The sequence below is a fragment of the Chitinophaga sp. 30R24 genome (assembly GCF_049056765.1).
Taxonomy (GTDB): Bacteria; Bacteroidota; Bacteroidia; order Chitinophagales; family Chitinophagaceae; genus Chitinophaga.
In genome coordinates this window covers 105,203-124,959 of record NZ_JBJGXX010000005.1, presented here as the reverse complement: position 1 = coordinate 124,959, position 19,757 = coordinate 105,203, and the positions used below count along the sequence as shown (strand labels likewise).

General features: G+C 45.9%; 13 protein-coding genes. 8 read left to right on the top strand and 5 right to left on the bottom strand.

Annotated elements, in window-relative coordinates; genetic code table 11:
- Positions 1 to 35 precede the first annotated feature (35 nt).
- Positions 36 to 2,477 carry a bifunctional aspartate kinase/homoserine dehydrogenase I gene (gene thrA / locus ACDQ55_RS13750; protein ID WP_420981975.1) on the bottom strand — a complete coding sequence of 814 codons (2,442 nt, stop codon included), beginning with the start codon at positions 2,475 to 2,477 and terminating at the stop codon, positions 36 to 38.
- A gap of 889 nt (positions 2,478 to 3,366) precedes the next feature.
- On the opposite strand from thrA, the gene ACDQ55_RS13745 reads away from it, so the two are divergent.
- From ACDQ55_RS13745 to ACDQ55_RS13710, 8 genes are all read left to right on the top strand, one after another.
- Entirely contained in the window at positions 3,367 to 4,524 is a 1,158-nt protein-coding gene (locus ACDQ55_RS13745) for a homogentisate 1,2-dioxygenase (protein WP_420981974.1), read from the top strand.
- 55 nt (positions 4,525 to 4,579) lie between these two features.
- Complete coding sequence (gene hppD / locus ACDQ55_RS13740; RefSeq protein WP_420981973.1) at positions 4,580 to 5,710, top strand: 4-hydroxyphenylpyruvate dioxygenase; 1,131 nt, start codon at positions 4,580 to 4,582, stop codon at positions 5,708 to 5,710.
- 410 nt (positions 5,711 to 6,120) lie between these two features.
- Positions 6,121 to 6,984, top strand: coding sequence for a hypothetical protein (locus ACDQ55_RS13735; RefSeq protein WP_420981972.1), 864 nt, complete (start codon positions 6,121 to 6,123; stop codon positions 6,982 to 6,984).
- A 264-nt stretch (positions 6,985 to 7,248) separates the two neighbouring features.
- Positions 7,249 to 7,998: a L,D-transpeptidase family protein gene (locus tag ACDQ55_RS13730; RefSeq protein WP_420981971.1), complete on the top strand. Its 750-nt coding sequence runs from the start codon at positions 7,249 to 7,251 to the stop codon at positions 7,996 to 7,998.
- Between the two features lie 189 nt (positions 7,999 to 8,187).
- Complete coding sequence (locus ACDQ55_RS13725) at positions 8,188 to 8,763, top strand: gluconate 2-dehydrogenase subunit 3 family protein (RefSeq protein ID WP_420981970.1); 576 nt, start codon at positions 8,188 to 8,190, stop codon at positions 8,761 to 8,763.
- 63 nt (positions 8,764 to 8,826) lie between these two features.
- On the top strand, positions 8,827 to 10,524 hold the full coding sequence (locus ACDQ55_RS13720) for a GMC oxidoreductase (protein WP_420981969.1): 1,698 nt from the start codon (positions 8,827 to 8,829) through the stop codon (positions 10,522 to 10,524).
- A gap of 70 nt (positions 10,525 to 10,594) precedes the next feature.
- Positions 10,595 to 12,292: a GMC oxidoreductase gene (locus ACDQ55_RS13715; RefSeq protein ID WP_420981968.1), complete on the top strand. Its 1,698-nt coding sequence runs from the start codon at positions 10,595 to 10,597 to the stop codon at positions 12,290 to 12,292.
- A 103-nt stretch (positions 12,293 to 12,395) separates the two neighbouring features.
- Complete coding sequence (locus ACDQ55_RS13710; RefSeq protein WP_420981967.1) at positions 12,396 to 14,213, top strand: glycoside hydrolase family 35 protein; 1,818 nt, start codon at positions 12,396 to 12,398, stop codon at positions 14,211 to 14,213.
- A gap of 43 nt (positions 14,214 to 14,256) precedes the next feature.
- Here the strand turns inward: ACDQ55_RS13710 and ACDQ55_RS13705 are convergent, their stop codons facing one another.
- The 4 genes from ACDQ55_RS13705 to ACDQ55_RS13690 all read right to left on the bottom strand — a co-directional run bounded on the left by ACDQ55_RS13705 (position 14,257) and on the right by ACDQ55_RS13690 (position 19,624).
- Complete coding sequence (locus tag ACDQ55_RS13705) at positions 14,257 to 14,898, bottom strand: hypothetical protein (RefSeq protein WP_420981966.1); 642 nt, start codon at positions 14,896 to 14,898, stop codon at positions 14,257 to 14,259.
- 25 nt (positions 14,899 to 14,923) lie between these two features.
- On the bottom strand, positions 14,924 to 17,434 hold the full coding sequence (locus ACDQ55_RS13700) for an outer membrane beta-barrel protein (protein WP_420981965.1): 2,511 nt from the start codon (positions 17,432 to 17,434) through the stop codon (positions 14,924 to 14,926).
- Positions 17,435 to 17,529: 95 nt separating this feature from the next.
- Entirely contained in the window at positions 17,530 to 18,222 is a 693-nt protein-coding gene (locus ACDQ55_RS13695; protein WP_420981964.1) for a response regulator transcription factor, read from the bottom strand.
- Positions 18,209 to 19,624: a sensor histidine kinase gene (locus ACDQ55_RS13690; RefSeq protein ID WP_420981963.1), complete on the bottom strand. Its 1,416-nt coding sequence runs from the start codon at positions 19,622 to 19,624 to the stop codon at positions 18,209 to 18,211. Before ACDQ55_RS13690 ends, ACDQ55_RS13695 begins: the two co-directional genes overlap by 14 nt.
- Between the last annotated feature and the right edge of the window lie 133 nt (positions 19,625 to 19,757).

Genomic DNA, 19,757 nt, shown 5'->3' with positions numbered 1-19,757 from the left:
GTTTCCAATGGGGCGGTAAACTGTTCTGATAAAGTTTACCTGGCGGTACGTATAATATCGGCAAATATGCCGGATGCGGTAACGTCTGCACCGGCCCCTGCGCCTTTAACGATCAGCGGTTGGTCTTTATACCGGTTGGTGGTATACAACACAATATTATCCTTGCCCTCCAGTTGGTAGAACGGGTGGTGGGGGGCTACGCTTTGCAAGCCTACAGCGGCTTTGCCATCTATGTAACTGGCTACAAACTTCAATCGCTTGCCGGCTGCGTCGGCGGCTTCCCGCAAGTGGCGGAAGTGGGCCGCATGGGTATCCAGTGCTTCATAGAAGGCAGGTACAGAGGGTGCCTGCAGGCAAGCTTCCGGCAGGAAGGAGTGGTTAGTGATTTCTTCCATCTCCATGGCGGTGCCACTTTCCCGGGCCAGTATCAATATCTTCCGCATTACGTCTTTTCCGCTGAGGTCTATACGTGGATCGGGTTCGGTATAGCCTTCATCCTGGGCGGCTTTTACTACGTTGCGGAAGCTGGCATCGTTTACAAAGTGATTGAATACGAAGTTAAGGCTACCCGAAAGCACTGCTTCAATGCGGTGGATCTTATCACCGCTTCTGATCAGGTCATTGAGCGTGTTGATCACGGGTAAGCCTGCGCCTACATTGGTTTCAAACAAGAAGGATGCGTTGTATTTCCGGGCCAGGTCTTTTAGCTGTTTATAGTATGCATAGTCGGAAGAGCAGGCAATTTTATTGCAGGTGACTACCGAGATGCCATGTTGCAGGAATTCGTGGTAGGTGGCAGCGATGTCTTCGCTGGCGGTGTTATCTACAAATACGCTGTTGCGCAGGTTCAGGGATTTGATCTGTTGTACAAAATCTGCTGCACACAGGGCGGAGCCCTGCTCCAGTAGCCCGCGCCAGTTGTTCAGCGGGATGCCGGTATCATCCAGTAAAGTATGTTTACTGTTAGCCAGGCCAATCACCCGTATTTGCAGGCCGAGTTCATTTTGCAGGTAATGTTGTTGTTGTTGCAGTTGTTCCAGCAGTTTGCTGCCCACGTTGCCCACGCCTGCAATAAAGAGGTTCACTTGTTTAAGCGGCGTTTGAAAGAAGGTTTCATGCATTACGTTGAGGGCTTTCCGTATGTCTGCTTTATTGATGACAGCGGAGATGTTTTTTTCGGTAGAGCCCTGTGCAATTGCTCTTACGTTAATGCCGTTGCGGCCTAGGGTACCAAACAGTTTACCGCTGGTGCCATGATGGTTTTTCATATTGTCGCCTACTACGGCTACAATGCAGAGGTCTTTCTCTACCAGCAGGGGATGTATGCGTTTTTCTGCTATTTCCTGTGCAAACTCGCTGTCTACCGCCGTTTTGGCTTTCAGCATATCTGTTTCGTGTATGCCTGCGGTGATAGAGTGCTCGGAAGAGCTTTGGGTAATGAGAATAACGTTGATCCGTTCCCGTAACAATGATTCGAAAAGGCGTTTGGAGAATCCGGGTATGCCTACCATGCCGCTGCCTTCCAGGGTAAGCAAGGTGATGTGTTGTATGCCGGATATGCCGGTTACCGGAAAGCTGCGAACGGCATTGTCTTGTATGAGGGTGCCATGGTCTTCCGGTGCAAAGGTATTTTTGATCCAGATGGGAATGCGTTTGTTCATTACTGGCTGGATAGTGGGTGGGTAAATTACTTTGGCGCCAAAGTGCGAGAGTTCCATGGCTTCCACATAGGAGATATGGGAGATGGGGATGGCTTGCGATACCATGCGTGGGTCGGCGGTCATCATGCCGCTTACGTCTGTCCAAATGTCCAGTGCAGTGGCATTTACGGCAGCGGCTACAATAGCGGCAGTATAATCGGAGCCGCCGCGGCCCAGAGTGGTTGTTTCGCCTTCGGGGGTGGCCGCTACAAAGCCGGGCAATACTACGTAGTCGGCGCTTTGTTGGGCAAAGAAGCGGTTAATATGATGGTTGGTGGCTACAAAATTAACGGCGGCATTGCCGAAGTGGTTATCTGTTACGATCAGTTCGCGGCTATCTTTACAAATACAGGAAAGCCCTTGTTGCCTGAGTTTCTCGGCTACAATTACATACGACATCAGTTCACCGAAGCTCATGATCTTATCCAGGGTACGGAGACTCAGTTCCGCTACCTGGAAGATACCGTCGCAAAGGTTTTCGAGCAGGTTTAGTTTTTTCTTTAGCTGGCTGATCTGCCCACTTTGGGCAGTAATGGGGAACAGCTCGCGGATAGTATCGAGATGCCTGGCTTCGATTTCCTGTAATACGTTTTTGTAGGCTTCATCGCCTTGCTCTGCAAGTTGACCGCAGCGTATAAGCTTATCTGTTATTCCGCCCAATGCAGATACTACGATGGCATATTGTCCGGCAGGTTTATAGTGTTGGAGGATGTAACAAACCTGTTCTATTGCTTTGGCGCTTCCAACAGAAGTGCCGCCGAATTTTAATACTTGCATATGAATAATTTATACGTAGAAAACTCCGGGCCTTTCCCGGTTATATACCACCCTTGTGGTCGCTGGATAATATGTGAAATTTAACCCCGCAGTGGGGTGGTAATAATAACAGTGGACGTTGTCGTCATCGCAACCGCATCATCCGGCCGGGAGGCTGGAGTTACAGGGAATTGATATGTATAAAACGGTATCACTATTTTAAATATGACGATTATGTAACAAAAGTCCATAATTACACTGGTAAATAAAAGTGCAGTGAGTTTTTTTAGAAAAGTTTTAATAAATGACATTATTCGCCTTGTTTTTTTGATTTATTGCGATAATTGTTGTCTTTTTTGTCTTTATTGGACAATTTTATTGATTGGTTGAACTATATCGGCTGTTTAAAAACATTATTTTTGTGACTTTTATATGACAAATATATTTTTGTGCTGGCTGATCCTATAAAAAAGAACAAGCGTATACTACCAGGTGATATGCAAGCCAGTACGATTTATAAATAGCTCCGGGGTTTTGGTATTTGTAAGAATATATCCTTACCTTAGATGCCTAAACATTTGCCACTTGTCCATTTCATTGAAATATACAAGCAATAGTCAGTCAAACTACTACTTCCTCATGGCTACACTCGCCATGGATTCGATATTGGCATAAACCTTCCCCAACAGCCGCTACCGGCCATTCTTCGTGTTTATATTCCGAACTTTGTGAATAGCCTTCCGTTACTGTTCCTGTATAATTGTATCGTTTTTTCGTTACCATTTTACAGGCATGTTACGTAAGCAGGATTTGATATTGTTTGTGGATGGAATCATAAGCACGGCATTCTCGGTGATTCACTCATTTTACGACATATACCCAAACGATCTGTTCTTAAATAACATCTGTTATGCCACATTATCATCAACTCGGAGCAATACCGCATAAGCGCCATACCCAATTCAGGAAACCGGATGGCGGGCTGTATTCGGAACAGTTATTTTCTACGGAAGGATTCTCATCTAATTCTACCCTGTTATATCACTGTCATCCTCCTACAGAAATAGTAAAGGTGGATGAGCCTTATGCAGTAGCGCCTAAGGTGGCGGAGGAAAAAATGCTGAAACACCGCAGCTTCCTCGGTTTCAAAATAAAACCCGAAGACGATTTTCTGCTGAGCCGCAAGGCCGTACTGGTAAATGCCGACCTGCACATTGTGCTGGCAGCTCCCCGTAAAAGTATGGAAGGATATTTCTACAAAAATGCGGATGCAGATGAAATGCTCTTTGTACATGAAGGTAGCGGTGTGCTCAAAACCCAATATGGCCAGCTGGAGTTCGGCTACGGAGATTATCTGGTGATACCACGTGGTACCATTTACCAGATCCATTTCAATACAGAAGACAACCGGCTTTTTATTGTGGAATCGTTTAGCCCTATTCGTTATCCAAAGAGATACCTGAGCAAATATGGCCAATTGCTGGAGCATTCGCCTTATTGCGAAAGGGATATCCGGCAGCCCCGGAATCTGGAAACGATTGACGAGGAAGGGGATTTCCTGATCCGCATCAAAAAGAAAGGAATCGTTTATCCGATCCATTATAAACACCACCCCTTTGATGTGGTAGGATGGGATGGATGCGAGTACCCATTCGCTTTTTCCATCCACGATTTTGAGCCTATCACCGGAAGGGTGCATCAGCCGCCTCCCGTTCACCAGACTTTTGAAGGAAACAACTTCGTGGTTTGCTCCTTCTGTCCCCGCTTATTCGATTATCATCCGCTGTCTATTCCAGCGCCTTATAACCATAGCAATATCGACAGCGATGAGGTATTGTATTATGTAGATGGCGACTTTATGAGCCGTAAAAAGGTAGAGCGGGGAATGATCACCCTGCACCCGGCAGGTATTCCCCATGGGCCGCACCCCGGCGCCGTGGAAAAAAGCATAGGGGCAAAAGAAACAAAAGAACTGGCTGTGATGGTAGATACTTTCCATCCCTTGCAAATAACTGCCGAAGCACTCGAGATAGAAGACGGCAATTATGTGATGAGCTGGGCAGAATAATGGCAAATAAAAAATTTAAAACCAACCACCTTATAAAACTAAACAATTGAATGTTATGGATACTGCAATCATGAATGAAGGTAATCTAACCGGACAGCAAGATTTCTTACCGCTCAACGGTACTGATTATGTTGAGTTTTACGTAGGCAACGCCAAACAGGCTGCCCACTATTACAAAACCGCTTTCGGCTTTCAGTCGGTAGCTTATGCCGGACCAGAAACCGGTGTAAGGGATAGGGTTTCCTATGTATTGGAGCAAAACAAACTCCGTTTTGTGCTCACTACCTCCCTGTTGCCTGATACTGAAATTGCCCGCCATGTAGCCAAGCACGGCGATGGCGTAAAAGTACTGGCCCTGTGGGTAGACGATGCCCGCTCTGCCTTTGAGGAAACTGTAAAACGCGGTGGAGTGCCCTATATGGAGCCTACGGTAGAAAAGGATGAATTGGGAGTGGTAGTGCGCAGCGGTATTCATACCTATGGCGATACGGTGCACTTATTTATTGAACGTAAAAATTACAACGGTCCTTTCCTCCCTGGTTATAAAGAATGGAAAACCAATTATAATCCCACGGATGCTGGTTTGTTGTACGTAGACCATTGCGTAGGCAACGTAGGTTGGAATGAAATGAATACCTGGGTATCATTTTATGAGCGGGTAATGGGCTTCAAAAACCTGATTTCTTTCGATGATAATGATATTTCTACAGAATATTCTGCCCTCATGAGTAAAGTGATGAGCAACGGCAACGGACGGGTGAAATTCCCTATCAATGAGCCGGCAGAAGGTAAGAAGAAATCCCAGATCGAAGAGTACCTCGACTTCTACGGTGGCCCCGGTGTACAGCATGTTGCCATTGCTACCAACGATATTATCAAAACGGTGTCCGATCTGCAACGCAGGGGCGTAGAGTTCCTGAAAGTGCCGTCATCTTACTACGAAACCGTACTGGACCGCGTTGGTAAGATTGATGAAGAAATCCGCCCGTTACAGGAATTAGGCATTCTGGTAGACCGGGATGATGAAGGGTATTTGCTCCAGATCTTCACCAAGCCTATCCAGGACAGGCCTACTGTGTTTTTTGAAATTATCCAACGGAAAGGCGCCCAGTCTTTCGGTAAAGGCAATTTCAAGGCCCTGTTTGAGTCTATCGAAAGGGAACAGGCGTTGAGAGGTAATTTGTAAGCTCAGCTATTAAATATGGCTGATCGCAACAATTGCACTGATTAGGTATTTTAGGGCTATTATATGTATCAATACCACTGTTGATTTTTAAAATTGACAGTGGTATTGTTTTAGCGCCTACCCCCTGCCAGCTTTCATTAATTTAGCTTACTTTCCATTAGCAACCTGTCCGGTCAGAGAAAGTTTACCAGCTGGCTACTAAAACACTGTTGCTCTGCTCGCTTGCCGGCTGCCAGCGTTACTTTTAATTATTTCTATTACATAAAATAAAATATTTTGCTAATATGTAAATATGTAGTAATTTAAATCTGTTGTTTTGAAATGCCCGTATGTATTGCAGATTTTGTTTGAATTAGCCGACTTTATATTTTTTTAGATAGCATTTTAAAAAATTAATCTTTTCATAACCTATGCGCAAAAAATCAATTACCCAAGGGGTGATCTATGCTTCTTTATTGTCATCGTTCACCATGTTTACGGCTTTCCGCCCAACTGCACCGGCAACGCTGGCTGCATGCCAGCCAGCAGACAGCGCTATGAGAGCTGTTGCTACTTCCCAGACCTGGTTGCATAAAATCGTTTCTGCTACCGGCCAAACTGTGCTGGAATACAATGCCGATAAAACGATCCGGAAAATTGTACAGCAGCAAAAATCTGGTCAGGAAACCTACCATGTGGTGCAGTTGCCCGTATATGAAAACGGCCGCCTTGTGAAGAGCCTGCTTTCAGACGATGCCAATGCTACTACTGGCGACCTGTACCAGACTTTTACCTACAACGACAACCAGGTAGCTACTATCACCTATTACCGGGACAATCAGGAGTATGCTTATGACTCGTTGGCATACGATGCTGCCGGAAAAATGACCACACGCTATCAATTTGGCAGGAATGCCGCTAAAAAAGTGTGGGAAAACAACGGTTATCAGCAATTTACCTGGGATAATGAAGGTAATATCACTCAAATGGATACTTACGGCAAGCAGCCTGGCTATTCCAAATGCGTATATACCTCTTCTGTCACTTACACCTACGATAATAAGCAGAATCCCCGTCAACAGCAACCAGAGTTGTTTGCGCTGCTGGAAGGAGGCGCCGCTAACCTCTCCGGCCATAATGTGCTTACAGAGGCCATTAGCGCTACCAATACCTCCCAGGTGATCACCAATACCTATACCTATGCCTACAATGCCGGTAAATACCCCGTAAAGGCCACTTTTAACTCAGGAATGACAGCCGATGTTGTGAAACTGGAATGGATTAAGCTACAGTAATGTAATAATCACTTAACTTTGCAACATTAAAATAATTGTTCTGTTTTCTATGAGGGTGCAAACATTGTTCGGCATATTGTTTCTGTTAGGGGGGATATTCCAGGCTTTTACGGCAATATTGATCTATCAGGGGCATAAACATTATATATTGAAGATGGCGAACCGGAAAGTAGGGATGATCATCTATTTTGTTTTTGCACTCCTATTATTTTTTCTTGCTTATATAAACCTGGTGTGAATATTAAAATTTTTGTTGAATTGTATATGAAACGACTTGTTGTAATTGTCCTGATGTTGTTAGGTGCAGGCAGCTTATCTGCTCAGCAGTCTTTCCTGGAAAACCAGAAAATGTTCCCTAAAGTAGGGGAGGCTTACCGTGAAAAGGAAGAGCAGCTGAAAAAAGAATTTGAAAAGAAAGGACTTACCTATCCTGCAAAGTATATTTTTGTCCGTTCCTTTAAGCTCGATAGCGAAATGGAGATATGGGTAAAAAATAACGCCGCAGATACTTTTAGGTTATTTAAATCATACCGGGTATGTACACTTTCCGGGAAAATGGGACCTAAACGCAAAGAAGGTGACAGGCAAGTGCCGGAAGGCTTCTATTATATCAACGATTTTAATCCTAACAGTAACTATCACCTCTCATTGGGCATCAATTACCCGAATTTTTCAGACCGCATCCTGAGCGATCCTAAAAATCCAGGTGGTGAGATCTATATCCATGGCAATTGTATCACCGTTGGCTGTATTCCTCTCACGGATGAGTTTATCGACGAAGTATATATCCTGGCGGTAAATGCTAAAAATGCTGGTCAGGATTTTATTCCGGTACATGTGTTCCCTGTAAAATTTGGGAACCCCGGTTCTATGAACTACCTCGGCACCTTCTCCCTCACCGATAACTCATCCAAGCAGTTTTGGGCAGAGCTGAGAAGCGCTTATGACTATTTTGAGAAACACCATCGCCTGCCAGTAGTATTGGTAGACGATAAAGGGAAATATGTCATGTAATCCCCTGTTATTGTAAGATATCATTAAAGAATAATATTAAAGCGAATGGCAAAAACGGACACCGTTTTTGCCATTCGCTTTAATGCCTTTATGACCAACGATTTGCGCTTTTTGAACGGTGATACATTTAATTTGGATTTTAGGATTATTTTTTTCAACTTGTTCAACGGTCAAATCAATTTACTATTTATGCACAGAAGAGACGCAATCAGGAATGTGGCGATTTTGTTGGGTACCGCCATTTCCGCTTCCACGTTGTCAGCTTTAGAAAGCTGTACCAGTTCCGCTCCGAAAAACTATGAACTACATAAGCCTGAAACGAAAACGTTACTGGCCGAAATAGCGGAAACCATCCTTCCCAGAACTAGTACTCCCGGCGCCAAAGATGCCAAAGTAGAAGACTTCATCGTTGTAATGATGAACGATTGCTACAAGAAAGAAGACCAGCAATATTTCCTGGACGGGTTAACAAAGATCAACAACGCCAGCGAAAAGCAATTTAAAAAAGGCTTTATGGATATTACGCCGGAACAACGTACCCAACTACTCACACAAATTGAGCAGGAACGTGTAGATTATAACAAGCGTAAAGATAAAAAAGAAGGCGACCCTACCCATTATTTCCAGTACCTGAAAGAATTAACCCTCCTGGGTTACTTTACGTCAGAGCCAGGAGCTACCAAAGCCCTGCGCTATGTGCCCGTACCCGGTAAATACGAAGGTTGCATTCCTTATACTAAAGGAGAAAAAGCCTGGGCAGTATAACGGATTGCCGACTAATAAGCGCTAACAGTTGTTGGCTAATGCTCATCTTAATTCCAATGTTACATGAACCTGAATATAAAAGCACAGGACCAGAACACTTATGACGCAATTGTAATTGGCTCTGGCGTAAGTGGCGGTTGGGCAGCTAAAGAGCTCACCGAGAAAGGATTGAAAGTATTAATGCTCGATCGGGGTAAACAGCTCGAACACGTTAAAGACTACGAAACAGCTACTAAAGATCCCTGGGAATTCCCGCACCGCGGCCGCATAACAGTAGAACAACGCGAAACCCATCCTAAATTAAGCCGCGACTACCCTTATAGTGAACACAACGAAAAATATTGGATCAACGATTCCCAAAGTCCGTATAATGAAGTAAAGCGTTTCGACTGGTACCGCCCGGATATCGTAGGAGGGAAGTCCATCATGTGGGGCCGCCAGTCTTACCGCCTCAGTGATATTGATTTTGAAGCCAACCTGAAAGATGGTATTGCGGTAGACTGGCCTATCCGTTATAAAGAGATTGCGCCCTGGTACGATTACGTAGAGAAATTCGCCGGTATCAGCGGTACCCGTGAAGGTTTGCCTCAACTGCCGGATGGCCAGTTTATGCCAGCCATGGAAATGAACTGTGTAGAAAAAGAGGTGAAGAAAAGTGTAGAAGATAAATTTAAAGGCCGCATTATTACTATAGGTCGTGTAGCCAATATTACCCAGCCATTACCAGGCCGCGAAAAATGCCAATACCGCAATCTCTGTAGCCGCGGATGCCCATTTGGCGCTTATTTCAGCACACAATCCTCTACTTTGCCAGCCGCTATGGCTACCGGCAACCTTACCCTCCGTCCGGATTCGATCGTTAATTCCGTAATCTATGATGAGAAGAAGGGCAGGGCTACCGGTGTAAAGGTGATCGATAAACACACCAAAGAAGAAATAGAATATTATGCAAAGATCATTTTTATCAATGGTTCTACGCTAGGCTCTACTTTTGTGATGATGAACTCTGTTTCTTCCCGTTTCCCGAATGGATTGGGGAATGATAGCGGCGTACTGGGTAAATACCTGATGGATCACCATTTCCGTACAGGCGCTTCCGGTATTGCAGAAGGGTATGACGATAAATACTATTTCGGCCGCCGTGCCAATGGTATTTATGTGCCACGCTATCGTAACATTGGCAACGACAAACGGGACTATCTCCGCGGATTCGGTTACCAGGGAGGCGCGAGCCGCTCCGGATGGAACCGCGGTATTGCTGAAATGGGCGTAGGTAAGGATTTTAAAGATATGCTCTCTGAACCTGGTCAATGGACTATGGGGCTGGGCGGATTCGGGGAATGCCTTCCTTATGAAGAGAACCGCGTTACCCTCGATAATTCTGTGAAAGATGCATGGGGACAGCCAGTACTGAAATTCGATGCAGAGTTCAAGGAAAACGAGAAAAAGATGCGCGTAGACATGATGAACGATGCGGCAGAAATGCTGGAAGCCGCCGGCATCAAAAACGTGAAAACATACGATAACGGTTCCTATCCCGGTATGGCCATACACGAAATGGGTACGGCACGTATGGGCCGCGATCCTAAAACATCGATGCTCAACGGCTTTAATCAGATGCATGCCGTGAAAAACGTGTTTGTTACGGATGGTTCCTGCATGACTTCTACTTCTTGCGTAAACCCATCGCTGACTTACATGGCACTTACCGCGCGTGCAGTAGATTATGCGGTGAAAGAAATGAAAAAAGGAAATATCTAAACCATTGTTAAATATATAGGGATGCCGGAACAGGGGCTCCTGTTCCGGCATCCCTGTTATAAAGAAAGTTATGAACCTCAATATAAAAGCCAACAAGGAAAATAGCTATGATGCCATTGTAGTAGGTTCCGGTATCAGCGGCGGCTGGGCTGCTAAAGAATTGTGTGAGAAAGGGTTGAAAACACTGGTACTGGAAAGGGGCCGTAATGTAGAGCATATCAAGGACTATACGACTGCGATGAAAGCCCCCTGGGAATTTGATCACCACCTGCAAACGACTAACGCTATGCGGGAGAATCATCCTATCCAAAGCCGCTGCTACGCATTCGACGAAGCTACCCAACAGTATTGGGTAAACGATAAGGAAAATCCCTATAACGAAATCAAACCTTTTAACTGGTTGCGCGGCTATCACGTAGGCGGCCGCTCTCTTATGTGGGGCCGGCAGGTATACCGCTGGAGCGACCTGGATTTTGAAGCCAATGCTAAAGACGGGCACGGCGTAGATTGGCCTGTTCGTTATAAAGACATTGCTCCCTGGTACGAATATGTAGAAAAATATATTGGCGTAAGCGGACAAGCTGAAGGGCTGCCCCAATTGCCGGATGGCGCCTTTCTGCCTCCCATGGAAATGAACTGCCTCGAAAAACATGTGGCCGCCCGGGTAAAGGAACAATACCAGGACCGTATCATTACCATTGGTCGTGTAGCACATTTAACCAAAGGTCTCAAAGACCGAGGTCCATGTCAGTATAGAAACCTTTGCGCACGCGGATGCCCGTTCACAGGGTATTTTAGCAGTAACGGCGTTACTTTGCCAGCCGCCGCGGCTACCGGCAACATGACCCTTCGCCCCGATTCTATTGTATTGGAAGTATTGTATGACAAAGATAAAAGCAAGGCCACCGGCGTAAGGGTAATGGATGCTCATACTTTGCAAACAGTAGAATATTATGCCAATATTATTTTCCTGAATGCTTCTACCCTGGGCACCAGCTGGATTATGCTCAACTCCGTGTCTGACCGGTTCCCCAATGGTTTGGGCAACGACAGCGGACAATTGGGCCATAACCTGATGGATCACCATTACGGTGTAGGTGCCGGCGGGGATTTTGATGGGTTTGAAGACCAGTATTATAACAGTGGCCGCCGCCCGAATGGCATTTATATTCCCCGCTTCCGTAACACCAATGAAAAAACCAGGCAGCAAGGATATGTACGCGGCTTTGGTTACCAGGGCGGCGCCGGCAGAGGCCGGGGCAATAGTTGGGAAGGTATTGGGATACAGCTGAAAGAAGCACAGGGGATACCCGGCAAATGGAGCATGGGTATTGGCTCCTGGGGAGAGCACCTGCCTTATTTCGACAACAAAGTATCGCTTAATAAAGATAAAAAAGATAAATACGGCCTGCCCACGCTGGATATTGATTGCGAGTTTAAGGAAAATGAAATGGCCATGCGCAAAGATATGCAGGCCAGCGCCATTGAAATGCTGGAAGCAGCAGGACTCAAAAATGTACACGGTTATGATGACGCCCCGCCTCCTGGTCATTGTATTCACGAAATGGGTACTGCGCGTATGGGTAAAGACCCCAAAACTTCCGTGCTGAACGGTTTTAACCAGGTACATGCTGCAAAAAACGTATTTGTAACTGATGGCGCCTGTATGACTTCTTCTTCTTGCGTAAACCCTTCTATTACCTATATGGCACTTACAGCAAGGGCCTGCAACCATGCGGTGAGTGAATTGAAGAAGGGAAATATCTGATGTAGGTAGCCTGGGCTACAAATGTTTATATTAGCTGCCAGCTGCTGGCAGCTAATTGTTTTTTTTGATGTATTTTGTACGCTTATTTGCAACTTTTTGAACAATGAAAAAAGTATTCCTGAGCGGCATGCTCGCATTGTCTTGTTGGATGGGGCCTGTAGCCATGGCGCAAAACAAGCATTCTTTTGCACTGAGTAAAACGGAGTTCCTGCTGGATGGTAAGCCTTTCCAGATGATCAGCGGTGAAATGCATCCTGCCCGTATCCCACATGAATATTGGCGTCATCGTATACAAATGGCCAAAGCAATGGGCTGCAATACTATTGCAGCGTATGTATTTTGGAACTACCAGGAGCCGGTGAAGGGCCAATTCAATTTTAAGACAGGCAATCATAATATTGCTGAATTTATACGGATAGCGCAAGAGGAAGGCATGTGGGTATTATTGCGCCCTGGTCCTTATGTATGTGCAGAGTGGGAATTTGGAGGCTTGCCTTCCTACCTGCTGCAAATGCCTGATATAAAAGTACGGTGTATGGATCCCCGTTATATGCAGGCAGTGAGCAGTTATATTACCCATCTTGCTGCAGAAGTAAAACCCTTGCTGGTTACCCATGGCGGCCCGGTGCTCATGATGCAGATAGAGAATGAGTATGGCAGCTATGGTAATGACAAGGAGTATTTGTATGCCCTGAAAGACTTATGGGTAAAGAGTGGTATTGATATTCCCTTTTACACCGCAGATGGCCCAACGGCGTTTATGCTGGAGGCCGGCAGCGTAGAAGGTGCTGCTATCGGGCTAGATTCCGGTAGTTCGGAAGCTGACTTTGCTGCCGCTGCCAAACAAAACCCCAATGTACCTGCTTTCAGTAGCGAGTCTTATCCGGGGTGGCTTACCCACTGGGGCGAGCAATGGCAACGCCCAGGCATTGATGGCATTTCCAGGGAAGTAAAATTCCTGATGGACACCAAACGTTCTTTTAACCTGTATGTGATTCACGGAGGTACTAACTTCGGCTTTACTGCCGGCGCCAATTCCGGTGGCAAAGGAGGCTATGAACCAGATATAACCAGCTATGATTATGATGCGCCCATCAACGAACAGGGAAATGCAACACCTAAATATATGGCGCTGCGGCAATTGATCGGAGCTTATTTACCTAAGGGAAAAAAACTCCCGGCAATTCCCGCACCTATACCTGCGATTGGTATACCTGCATTTAATATGACGCCTTTTACGGCGGTATGGGACCATCTTCCACAGCCGGTACATTCTCCCCAGCCTATGTCATTTGAAGCCTATGGCCAGGATTATGGCTTTATGCTATATAAAACCACGCTAATAGGACATAAGAATGGAAAGCTCACTATTAAAGACCTGCACGATTACGCTACGGTATTTCTCAATGGGAAATATATAGGGAAAATAGACCGGCGCCTGGGAGAGCATACGATAGAATTGCCTCATAGCGACGTTAAAAATCCGGTACTTGAAATACTCGTGGAAGGTATGGGCCGTATTAATTTCGCTGATGCACTTATCGACAGGAAGGGAATTACAGATCGTGTAGTGCTGGAAGGTATGACACTCATGAATTGGGAAGTGTATTCCCTGCCCATGAATGAAAAATTTGTGGAAGGGCTCACCGCTTCTTCAGCTAATGCCGATAAGCCCGGACAGTTCTTTAAAGGTACTTTTCAACTGGATAAACCCGGTGATACTTATATTGATATGTCTGCCTGGAAAAAAGGGATAGTATGGGTAAACGGGCATAACCTGGGCCGTTATTGGGAAATAGGGCCACAGCACCGGCTGTATTGCCCGGCCCCCTGGCTGAAACAAGGTATCAATGAAATTGTAGTATTCGACTTGCACCAGGCCGTTCCGGCACCAGTGAAAGGAGCTACCAGCCTTTTATAAGCTACCAGCCATTAGTCGCTGGCAGCTTATAAAAGGCTGGCGGCTAATGGCCGGCTGGCGTCACCTCTTCTTCCTTCACGGGCTCGTAGCTGATCTCTGTAGCTACGTAACTTATTTTTTTGTGCTCCACTTCCAGTACAACGCCTTTATCGGTTAATACATTAAAAATAGATCCTGCTTTTAGTGGCAACTCGTTAGTATACCAAACTATAGTAGTGTCTTTTTTGTCGGCAATAGAGAGCAATTTATGGCATTCAAATCCGAGGATTTGCTTTGTTCCGTCTGCCGGAACAATACGGTCTTTTTTGACATCTAAAGGCGATTCTTTGAATTTGCCGTTTTTCTTGGACCATTGCAGGCCTTTATCTACATCCGCGTATAGGAATTCTCCGTTGCCGGAATTAATGTGGATAGCGGTGGATGACCCGCTGTTATCGTCATTCTTGATGGTATCCGTAGTAAGCCAGGTTTTAAACCGCTGCCCTTTATATAAAAGTACGGCTTCCTGGGTAGCTGTTTCCGGGATCAGGTCTTTAAATTGCTGTTGTTCTGGTTTCAGGCTCAGGTGCAGGTTCATCGTTACCAGGTATTTTATTCTTCCTGCTGATTTGTCCTGGGCGCTGGCTGTTAGGCCGGCGATGAGCAAAATAGACGCTAAGGTGAGTGTTTTTTTCATGAATTGCATATGAGATATTTTTTAGTATGAAGTATTATTTTTTCTTGTTAGCACGAAGGTTATAGGTGAAACCTACCATAAAGTATTGTCCCAGTACATTGTTGCGTTGGTCTTCTGTATAACCTTCCCGTACCAGGCGGCGGATGCTTTTATTTTGGCCCAGTATATCCGTTGCCGTTGCTTTTAGTGAGAAGTTCCGTCCGACATTTTTGGTGAGGGATGCATTCCATAATATATTGGTAGTATTATAATCTTTACTCAGGCCGCTGCTGGTGTAGCAGGTTAATTCACTTTCGGCCTGCATATTCCAAGGTAGCGTAGCTACAGCGGAAACATCGTAGTTGAGCCACCAGTAAGATTGATGGGAAGCGCTGTTGGTATTATAGGCCGGATTGATGTGAGCGCTCAGGTTGAGGTTACTCAATGGGTAAAAGTTATAGGTAATGTCCGGCCCAATGCTGTTTTGTGTATTCTGCTGCCGGATGCCATTAAACCAGGAAGGATAATTATTGTGCGATAAGTCCATTCCCAGGGAGAGCCCTGCTCCGTCTTCGTTGGTGCGGATAAAATGCTCGAAAGATAAATTCGTATTGAGGTTACCGTTAGTATTTACCGGATGGGTCAATTGTTTGCCGGTACTGCTGTCGGTAACGGTGTAGGGTGTAAACTGATGATCGGTAATGTTGCTACCGAAAGAGATATGGGTGTAATTACCGGTGCTGGCGTTGCTGAAAACCCAATTGGCCTGCAAAGAATGGCGTATGGCCGGTTGCAGGTCTGGATTGCCCTGGCGGATATCCAGTGGGTTACTGAGGTCGGGCAGGGGCTGCAATTGTGCCACGGAAGGCAATAGCACGGTTGTTTTATAATCCAGCGTAAGCTTATTAGCTGCAGAAAACTGGTACCGCGCATTAAAGTGGGGCAGCAGGGCCTGGTAATGGTGGTCGATCTCGTAGCCTTTGAGGGCAGAAGAGCCTTGCTGCGAGGTGGTTTGCCAACCAAGGCCAACGTTGTAGGTAAGGTGTTTATATTTTGCAGCCACCGCAATGTCCGGGATGGATTTGAGGATGCTGGAGGTGAGGTTGTCGTTGTAGGCCGGATCATTAATCGTATAACCGTGAGCGTTGTAGTTGAAGTTAAGGGCGTTTTGCTCATTGTGCGCATTGGCATAGTAAAGCGTTTCGCTCAATAACAGGGTATGGGTAGTAGATAATGGTACGGTATAGGCGATATTGTTATTGATAGAGAAACTGCGGTTATCGCCTTTCAGCTGCTGGTTTACGCTATCGGCTTCTGGATTTTTGATATTGTAAATATTGTTGTGTGCAATGTTAAGGGTATTGTTATGTGTACTCATCCAGGATGGGCTGATGGTGGCAGAAAGGGTATGGCCTTTTTGCGGGAATTTATGCTGGAAGAGGATATCTGTACCACCCTGCCAGCTCTGCAGGCTCATTTGCCGGGACTGGTCCCCGTTATTTAACAGGTAGTCCTGGTTGTTGTTCATGGCAGTATAAGTACGCTGATTGGCATCATTAGATTGCAGTATGAACAGGGAGGGGGAAATTTTGAGCCGGTTATTGGCATTGAAAGGCACGTCCAGGCTGAAATTAAAACGGTGATTCACATTGGTGGCTTTGGTGTTCCCATTTTCCTGTTGTTGCCAGGAAGAATCCGGCAGTTGGTAATACCGGTGGTAATCGTATTGATTGGTAGTGGTGGAGCGGTTAAAGAAATAACTGCCATGCAGCTCGATTTGATGCCCCAGGTTGTTGTTGTAGTTGAGGCCACCGTATTGCATATTATTGAGGCCTATAGGATTGGTTAATTGCGCTATGGTAGCCGGGTCGGCGCCTATGCTCTGCACGCCTTTCATTTTCAGGAGTTCGGCAGTGGCGTAATCCGGTAGCTGGCTGAACATCTCTGGGTTGCTGGTGGCCAGGTGCATCAGCTCGGCTCCGCTGAATCCGGATTTATTAACGTTATTGGCTTTGTATAAAAAAGACAATTGCTGGTCGCCGGAAAAGCTGTTGATATTGGTACCCGCTTCATATTTGTTGCTTGCGCCAGCGCCGGCTGATACGTTACCGAAGTAACCTTTTTTCATATCTTTTTTAGTAATAATGTTGATAGTTTTTACCCGGTTGCCATCATCAACGCCGGTAAATGCGGTTTGATCACTGACCCTGTCCAGCACTTGTATTTTGTCTACCATATCAGCTGTCAGGTTGCGAGTAGCGATGGCGGGATCATTACCGAAGAACTCTTTTCCATCCACCAGTATTTTTTGTACGGTTTCACCTTGTGCAATGATGTTGCCGTTACGGTCTACCCGCACGCCGGGCAACTTTTGCAGCAGATCGCCCACTACGGCATTCTCTTTGGTTTTATACTTACTGGCATCATATTCCAGTGTGTCTCCTTTGGCACGGAGGCTGGCTTTTCCTTTTACAACTACTTCATTCAGCTGTTGGGTAGATTGCGCAGAGAGCTTGCAGAAACCAGTGAGTAGTAGTATTAAGCAGATTAGTAAGGTACGTATCATCTCGTGTAAATTGAATGATACGAAATTAATGGAGCAGGGTATGAAACTGGGTTAACGAACCTTAGTATAGTGTGAATGATTGTTAATGCGGAAGATCAGCTGAATATGAGCTTGTAGCCCAGTCCTCTTACATTGATCAGTTGTACGCTTTCGTCGTGTTGCAGGTATTTCCTGATCCGGCTGATATATACATCCATATTGCGGGCATTGAAAAAGCTGTCGTCTCCCCAGATCTCCAGCAACATACTTTTGCGGTGGGTGGTTACATTGGGATGTTCGGCCAGCATTTTTAATATATCCGCTTCCCGTTGGGAAAGGCGGATGGTTTCTTTTTCATGTTTCAATTCTTGCCGGTTATGGTCAAACAGGTATTGACCCAGCCGGAATACGCCTTTCTCTGCTGTAGGAGCGGCGGCGCCCTTCGTGCGTTTCAGCAATGCTCTGATGCGCAGGATCAGTTCTTCCATGCTGAACGGCTTTTTGATATAATCGTCGGCGCCGGTTTGCAATCCTTTGATCACATCACTGTTCTCACTTTTGGCAGTGAGGAATATGATCGGTGTTTGTTCGTCTATGTTACGGATGTCTTTTACCAGGGAAATACCATCTTTTTTAGGCATCATAACATCTACTACGCAGGCATGCGGACGGAAAGACAGGTAAGCTTCCCAGCCCAGTTGCCCGTTGAGGGCATGGTGTATCTGGAAGCCGTTCAGTTCCAGCGTTTCTTTTACGATTGCTGCCAGCGTGGGCTCATCTTCTACCAATAGTAATTTAATCTTTGACATATGCAGGAAATAAAAGGGTGAAGGTAGTACCGGCGCCTGGTATGCTGGTAACGCTAATGCTGGCCCCTAGCCGGTTTGTTAGGGCTTTTACATGGCTGAGCCCCAGTCCGTATCCATTGGTGTTTTGTGTATCCCCGTTGGTTACCCGGTAAAACTTATCGAATATAAAAGGCAGGTGGCTTTTAGCTATGCCGTCGCCATTGTCTGTTACGGTAAACAGCATCCCGGATTTACTGTCTTTTACTGTTACCTGGATCTCCTTTGTTGCTTTATCGTTGTATTTAATGGCATTGTCCAGCAGATTGCTGAAAATGATTTCAAAGGCCTGTTTATCCGTTTTAATGGTGGGTTGGAGGGATTGGTTGTCTAACGTAATATTAACGGCTTCTTGGTAGCTGAAACGCGCTATAATGTGTTGTAAGGACTGGGCTACTGGCAAAGGTTCAATATGGAGGTCTGCTACCTGTTGTTCGTAGCGGGTAATATTCATGATTTGCTCTATAAGCCCTTGTAGCTTATCAAGCTCTTGTTTGTTTAAACGAAGGTAACGTGCGGTCATGTCTGCGTTCTGCACGCCGCCAAAAGTAAGGAGGGCTTCGTTGGTGGCTTGTAAAATCGCGACCGGTGTTTTCAGTTCATGGGTAACATGACTGATAAAATCCTGTTTCATCTGCTCCAGTTTTTGCTGGCGGATGATGGTGCGCCATAGTATCCAGATGCAGCCTGTAATCAACAGGGCGATGAATAAGGAAACGATGATGGCCGGCAATATTTTCCGCAGGAGAAAGGGAACTTCATGTTGGAATATCACTCCAATGGTATTGGTATGCTCATTCATGGCGGGATGTATGAGCAGCAGGTGTGGATTATCCTGTACGGAGATCAGGGCGCTGTCGTGGTACAAGGTAAAGGGGAGGGCAATGTTTTGGAGCTGCAGCTGGTGCCGGTATATCTGGCGGAGGGTGTCCATATTCACCATCTGTACCCCGAAAGAAGACAGCATGGAGAGCATCAGTCTTTCTAGTTTTGGATATTCAATATTGGGGATGGTAAGCCTTGCCTGCTTGTTGCTATCCTTATCGCCAATTGCTGCGAGTTTACGGAGTAAACTGTCGCGGGCTTCCGATTTGACGGCCGTTTCATGCTTGTTTTCCTGCATATCAGCTAAGCGGATGGAAGGCATCATGTAGGTAACCTTGTCGGGCATTTGTACCTGCATCCCTATCCCCAGCGTCTTGGCCATAGTGGCATCATAAGCTTGTTGCAGGCTTTCGGTAACAGTAGTGTGAAACCTTTGTTGTTCTGTTACATATGTTTGCCGCAGCCAGTACAACTGGAACAGCAAGGCGGCTGCTGATGCAGGAATGGCCAATTGTCCTAATCTTTTCACAGATATCTTCATACTTAACAAATATAACCGCCCTGGCGCTTATTTTCCTGTTTCATTAACAATCATTAACAGGAGCAGGGTAATGGTAGTTGATGATAGTAACAATGAAAGGACCGGTTCGGTTATAGCAGCCGCTGGCATTGCG

Excerpts from the sequence above, each read along its gene's own strand:
- ACDQ55_RS13700 (WP_420981965.1), bottom strand. The coding sequence starts at position 17,434 with ATGATACGTACCTTACTAATCTGCTTAATACTACTACTCACTGGTTTC.
- ACDQ55_RS13705 (WP_420981966.1), bottom strand. The coding sequence starts at position 14,898 with ATGCAATTCATGAAAAAAACACTCACCTTAGCGTCTATTTTGCTCATC.
- ACDQ55_RS13730 (WP_420981971.1), top strand. The coding sequence starts at position 7,249 with ATGAAACGACTTGTTGTAATTGTCCTGATGTTGTTAGGTGCAGGCAGC.
- ACDQ55_RS13725 (WP_420981970.1), top strand. The coding sequence starts at position 8,188 with ATGCACAGAAGAGACGCAATCAGGAATGTGGCGATTTTGTTGGGTACC.
- ACDQ55_RS13690 (WP_420981963.1), bottom strand. The coding sequence starts at position 19,624 with ATGAAGATATCTGTGAAAAGATTAGGACAATTGGCCATTCCTGCATCA.
- ACDQ55_RS13745 (WP_420981974.1), top strand. The coding sequence starts at position 3,367 with ATGCCACATTATCATCAACTCGGAGCAATACCGCATAAGCGCCATACC.
- ACDQ55_RS13720 (WP_420981969.1), top strand. The coding sequence starts at position 8,827 with ATGAACCTGAATATAAAAGCACAGGACCAGAACACTTATGACGCAATT.
- hppD (WP_420981973.1), top strand. The coding sequence starts at position 4,580 with ATGGATACTGCAATCATGAATGAAGGTAATCTAACCGGACAGCAAGAT.
- thrA (WP_420981975.1), bottom strand. The coding sequence starts at position 2,477 with ATGCAAGTATTAAAATTCGGCGGCACTTCTGTTGGAAGCGCCAAAGCA.
- ACDQ55_RS13735 (WP_420981972.1), top strand. The coding sequence starts at position 6,121 with ATGCGCAAAAAATCAATTACCCAAGGGGTGATCTATGCTTCTTTATTG.
- ACDQ55_RS13710 (WP_420981967.1), top strand. The coding sequence starts at position 12,396 with ATGAAAAAAGTATTCCTGAGCGGCATGCTCGCATTGTCTTGTTGGATG.
- ACDQ55_RS13695 (WP_420981964.1), bottom strand. The coding sequence starts at position 18,222 with ATGTCAAAGATTAAATTACTATTGGTAGAAGATGAGCCCACGCTGGCA.
- ACDQ55_RS13715 (WP_420981968.1), top strand. The coding sequence starts at position 10,595 with ATGAACCTCAATATAAAAGCCAACAAGGAAAATAGCTATGATGCCATT.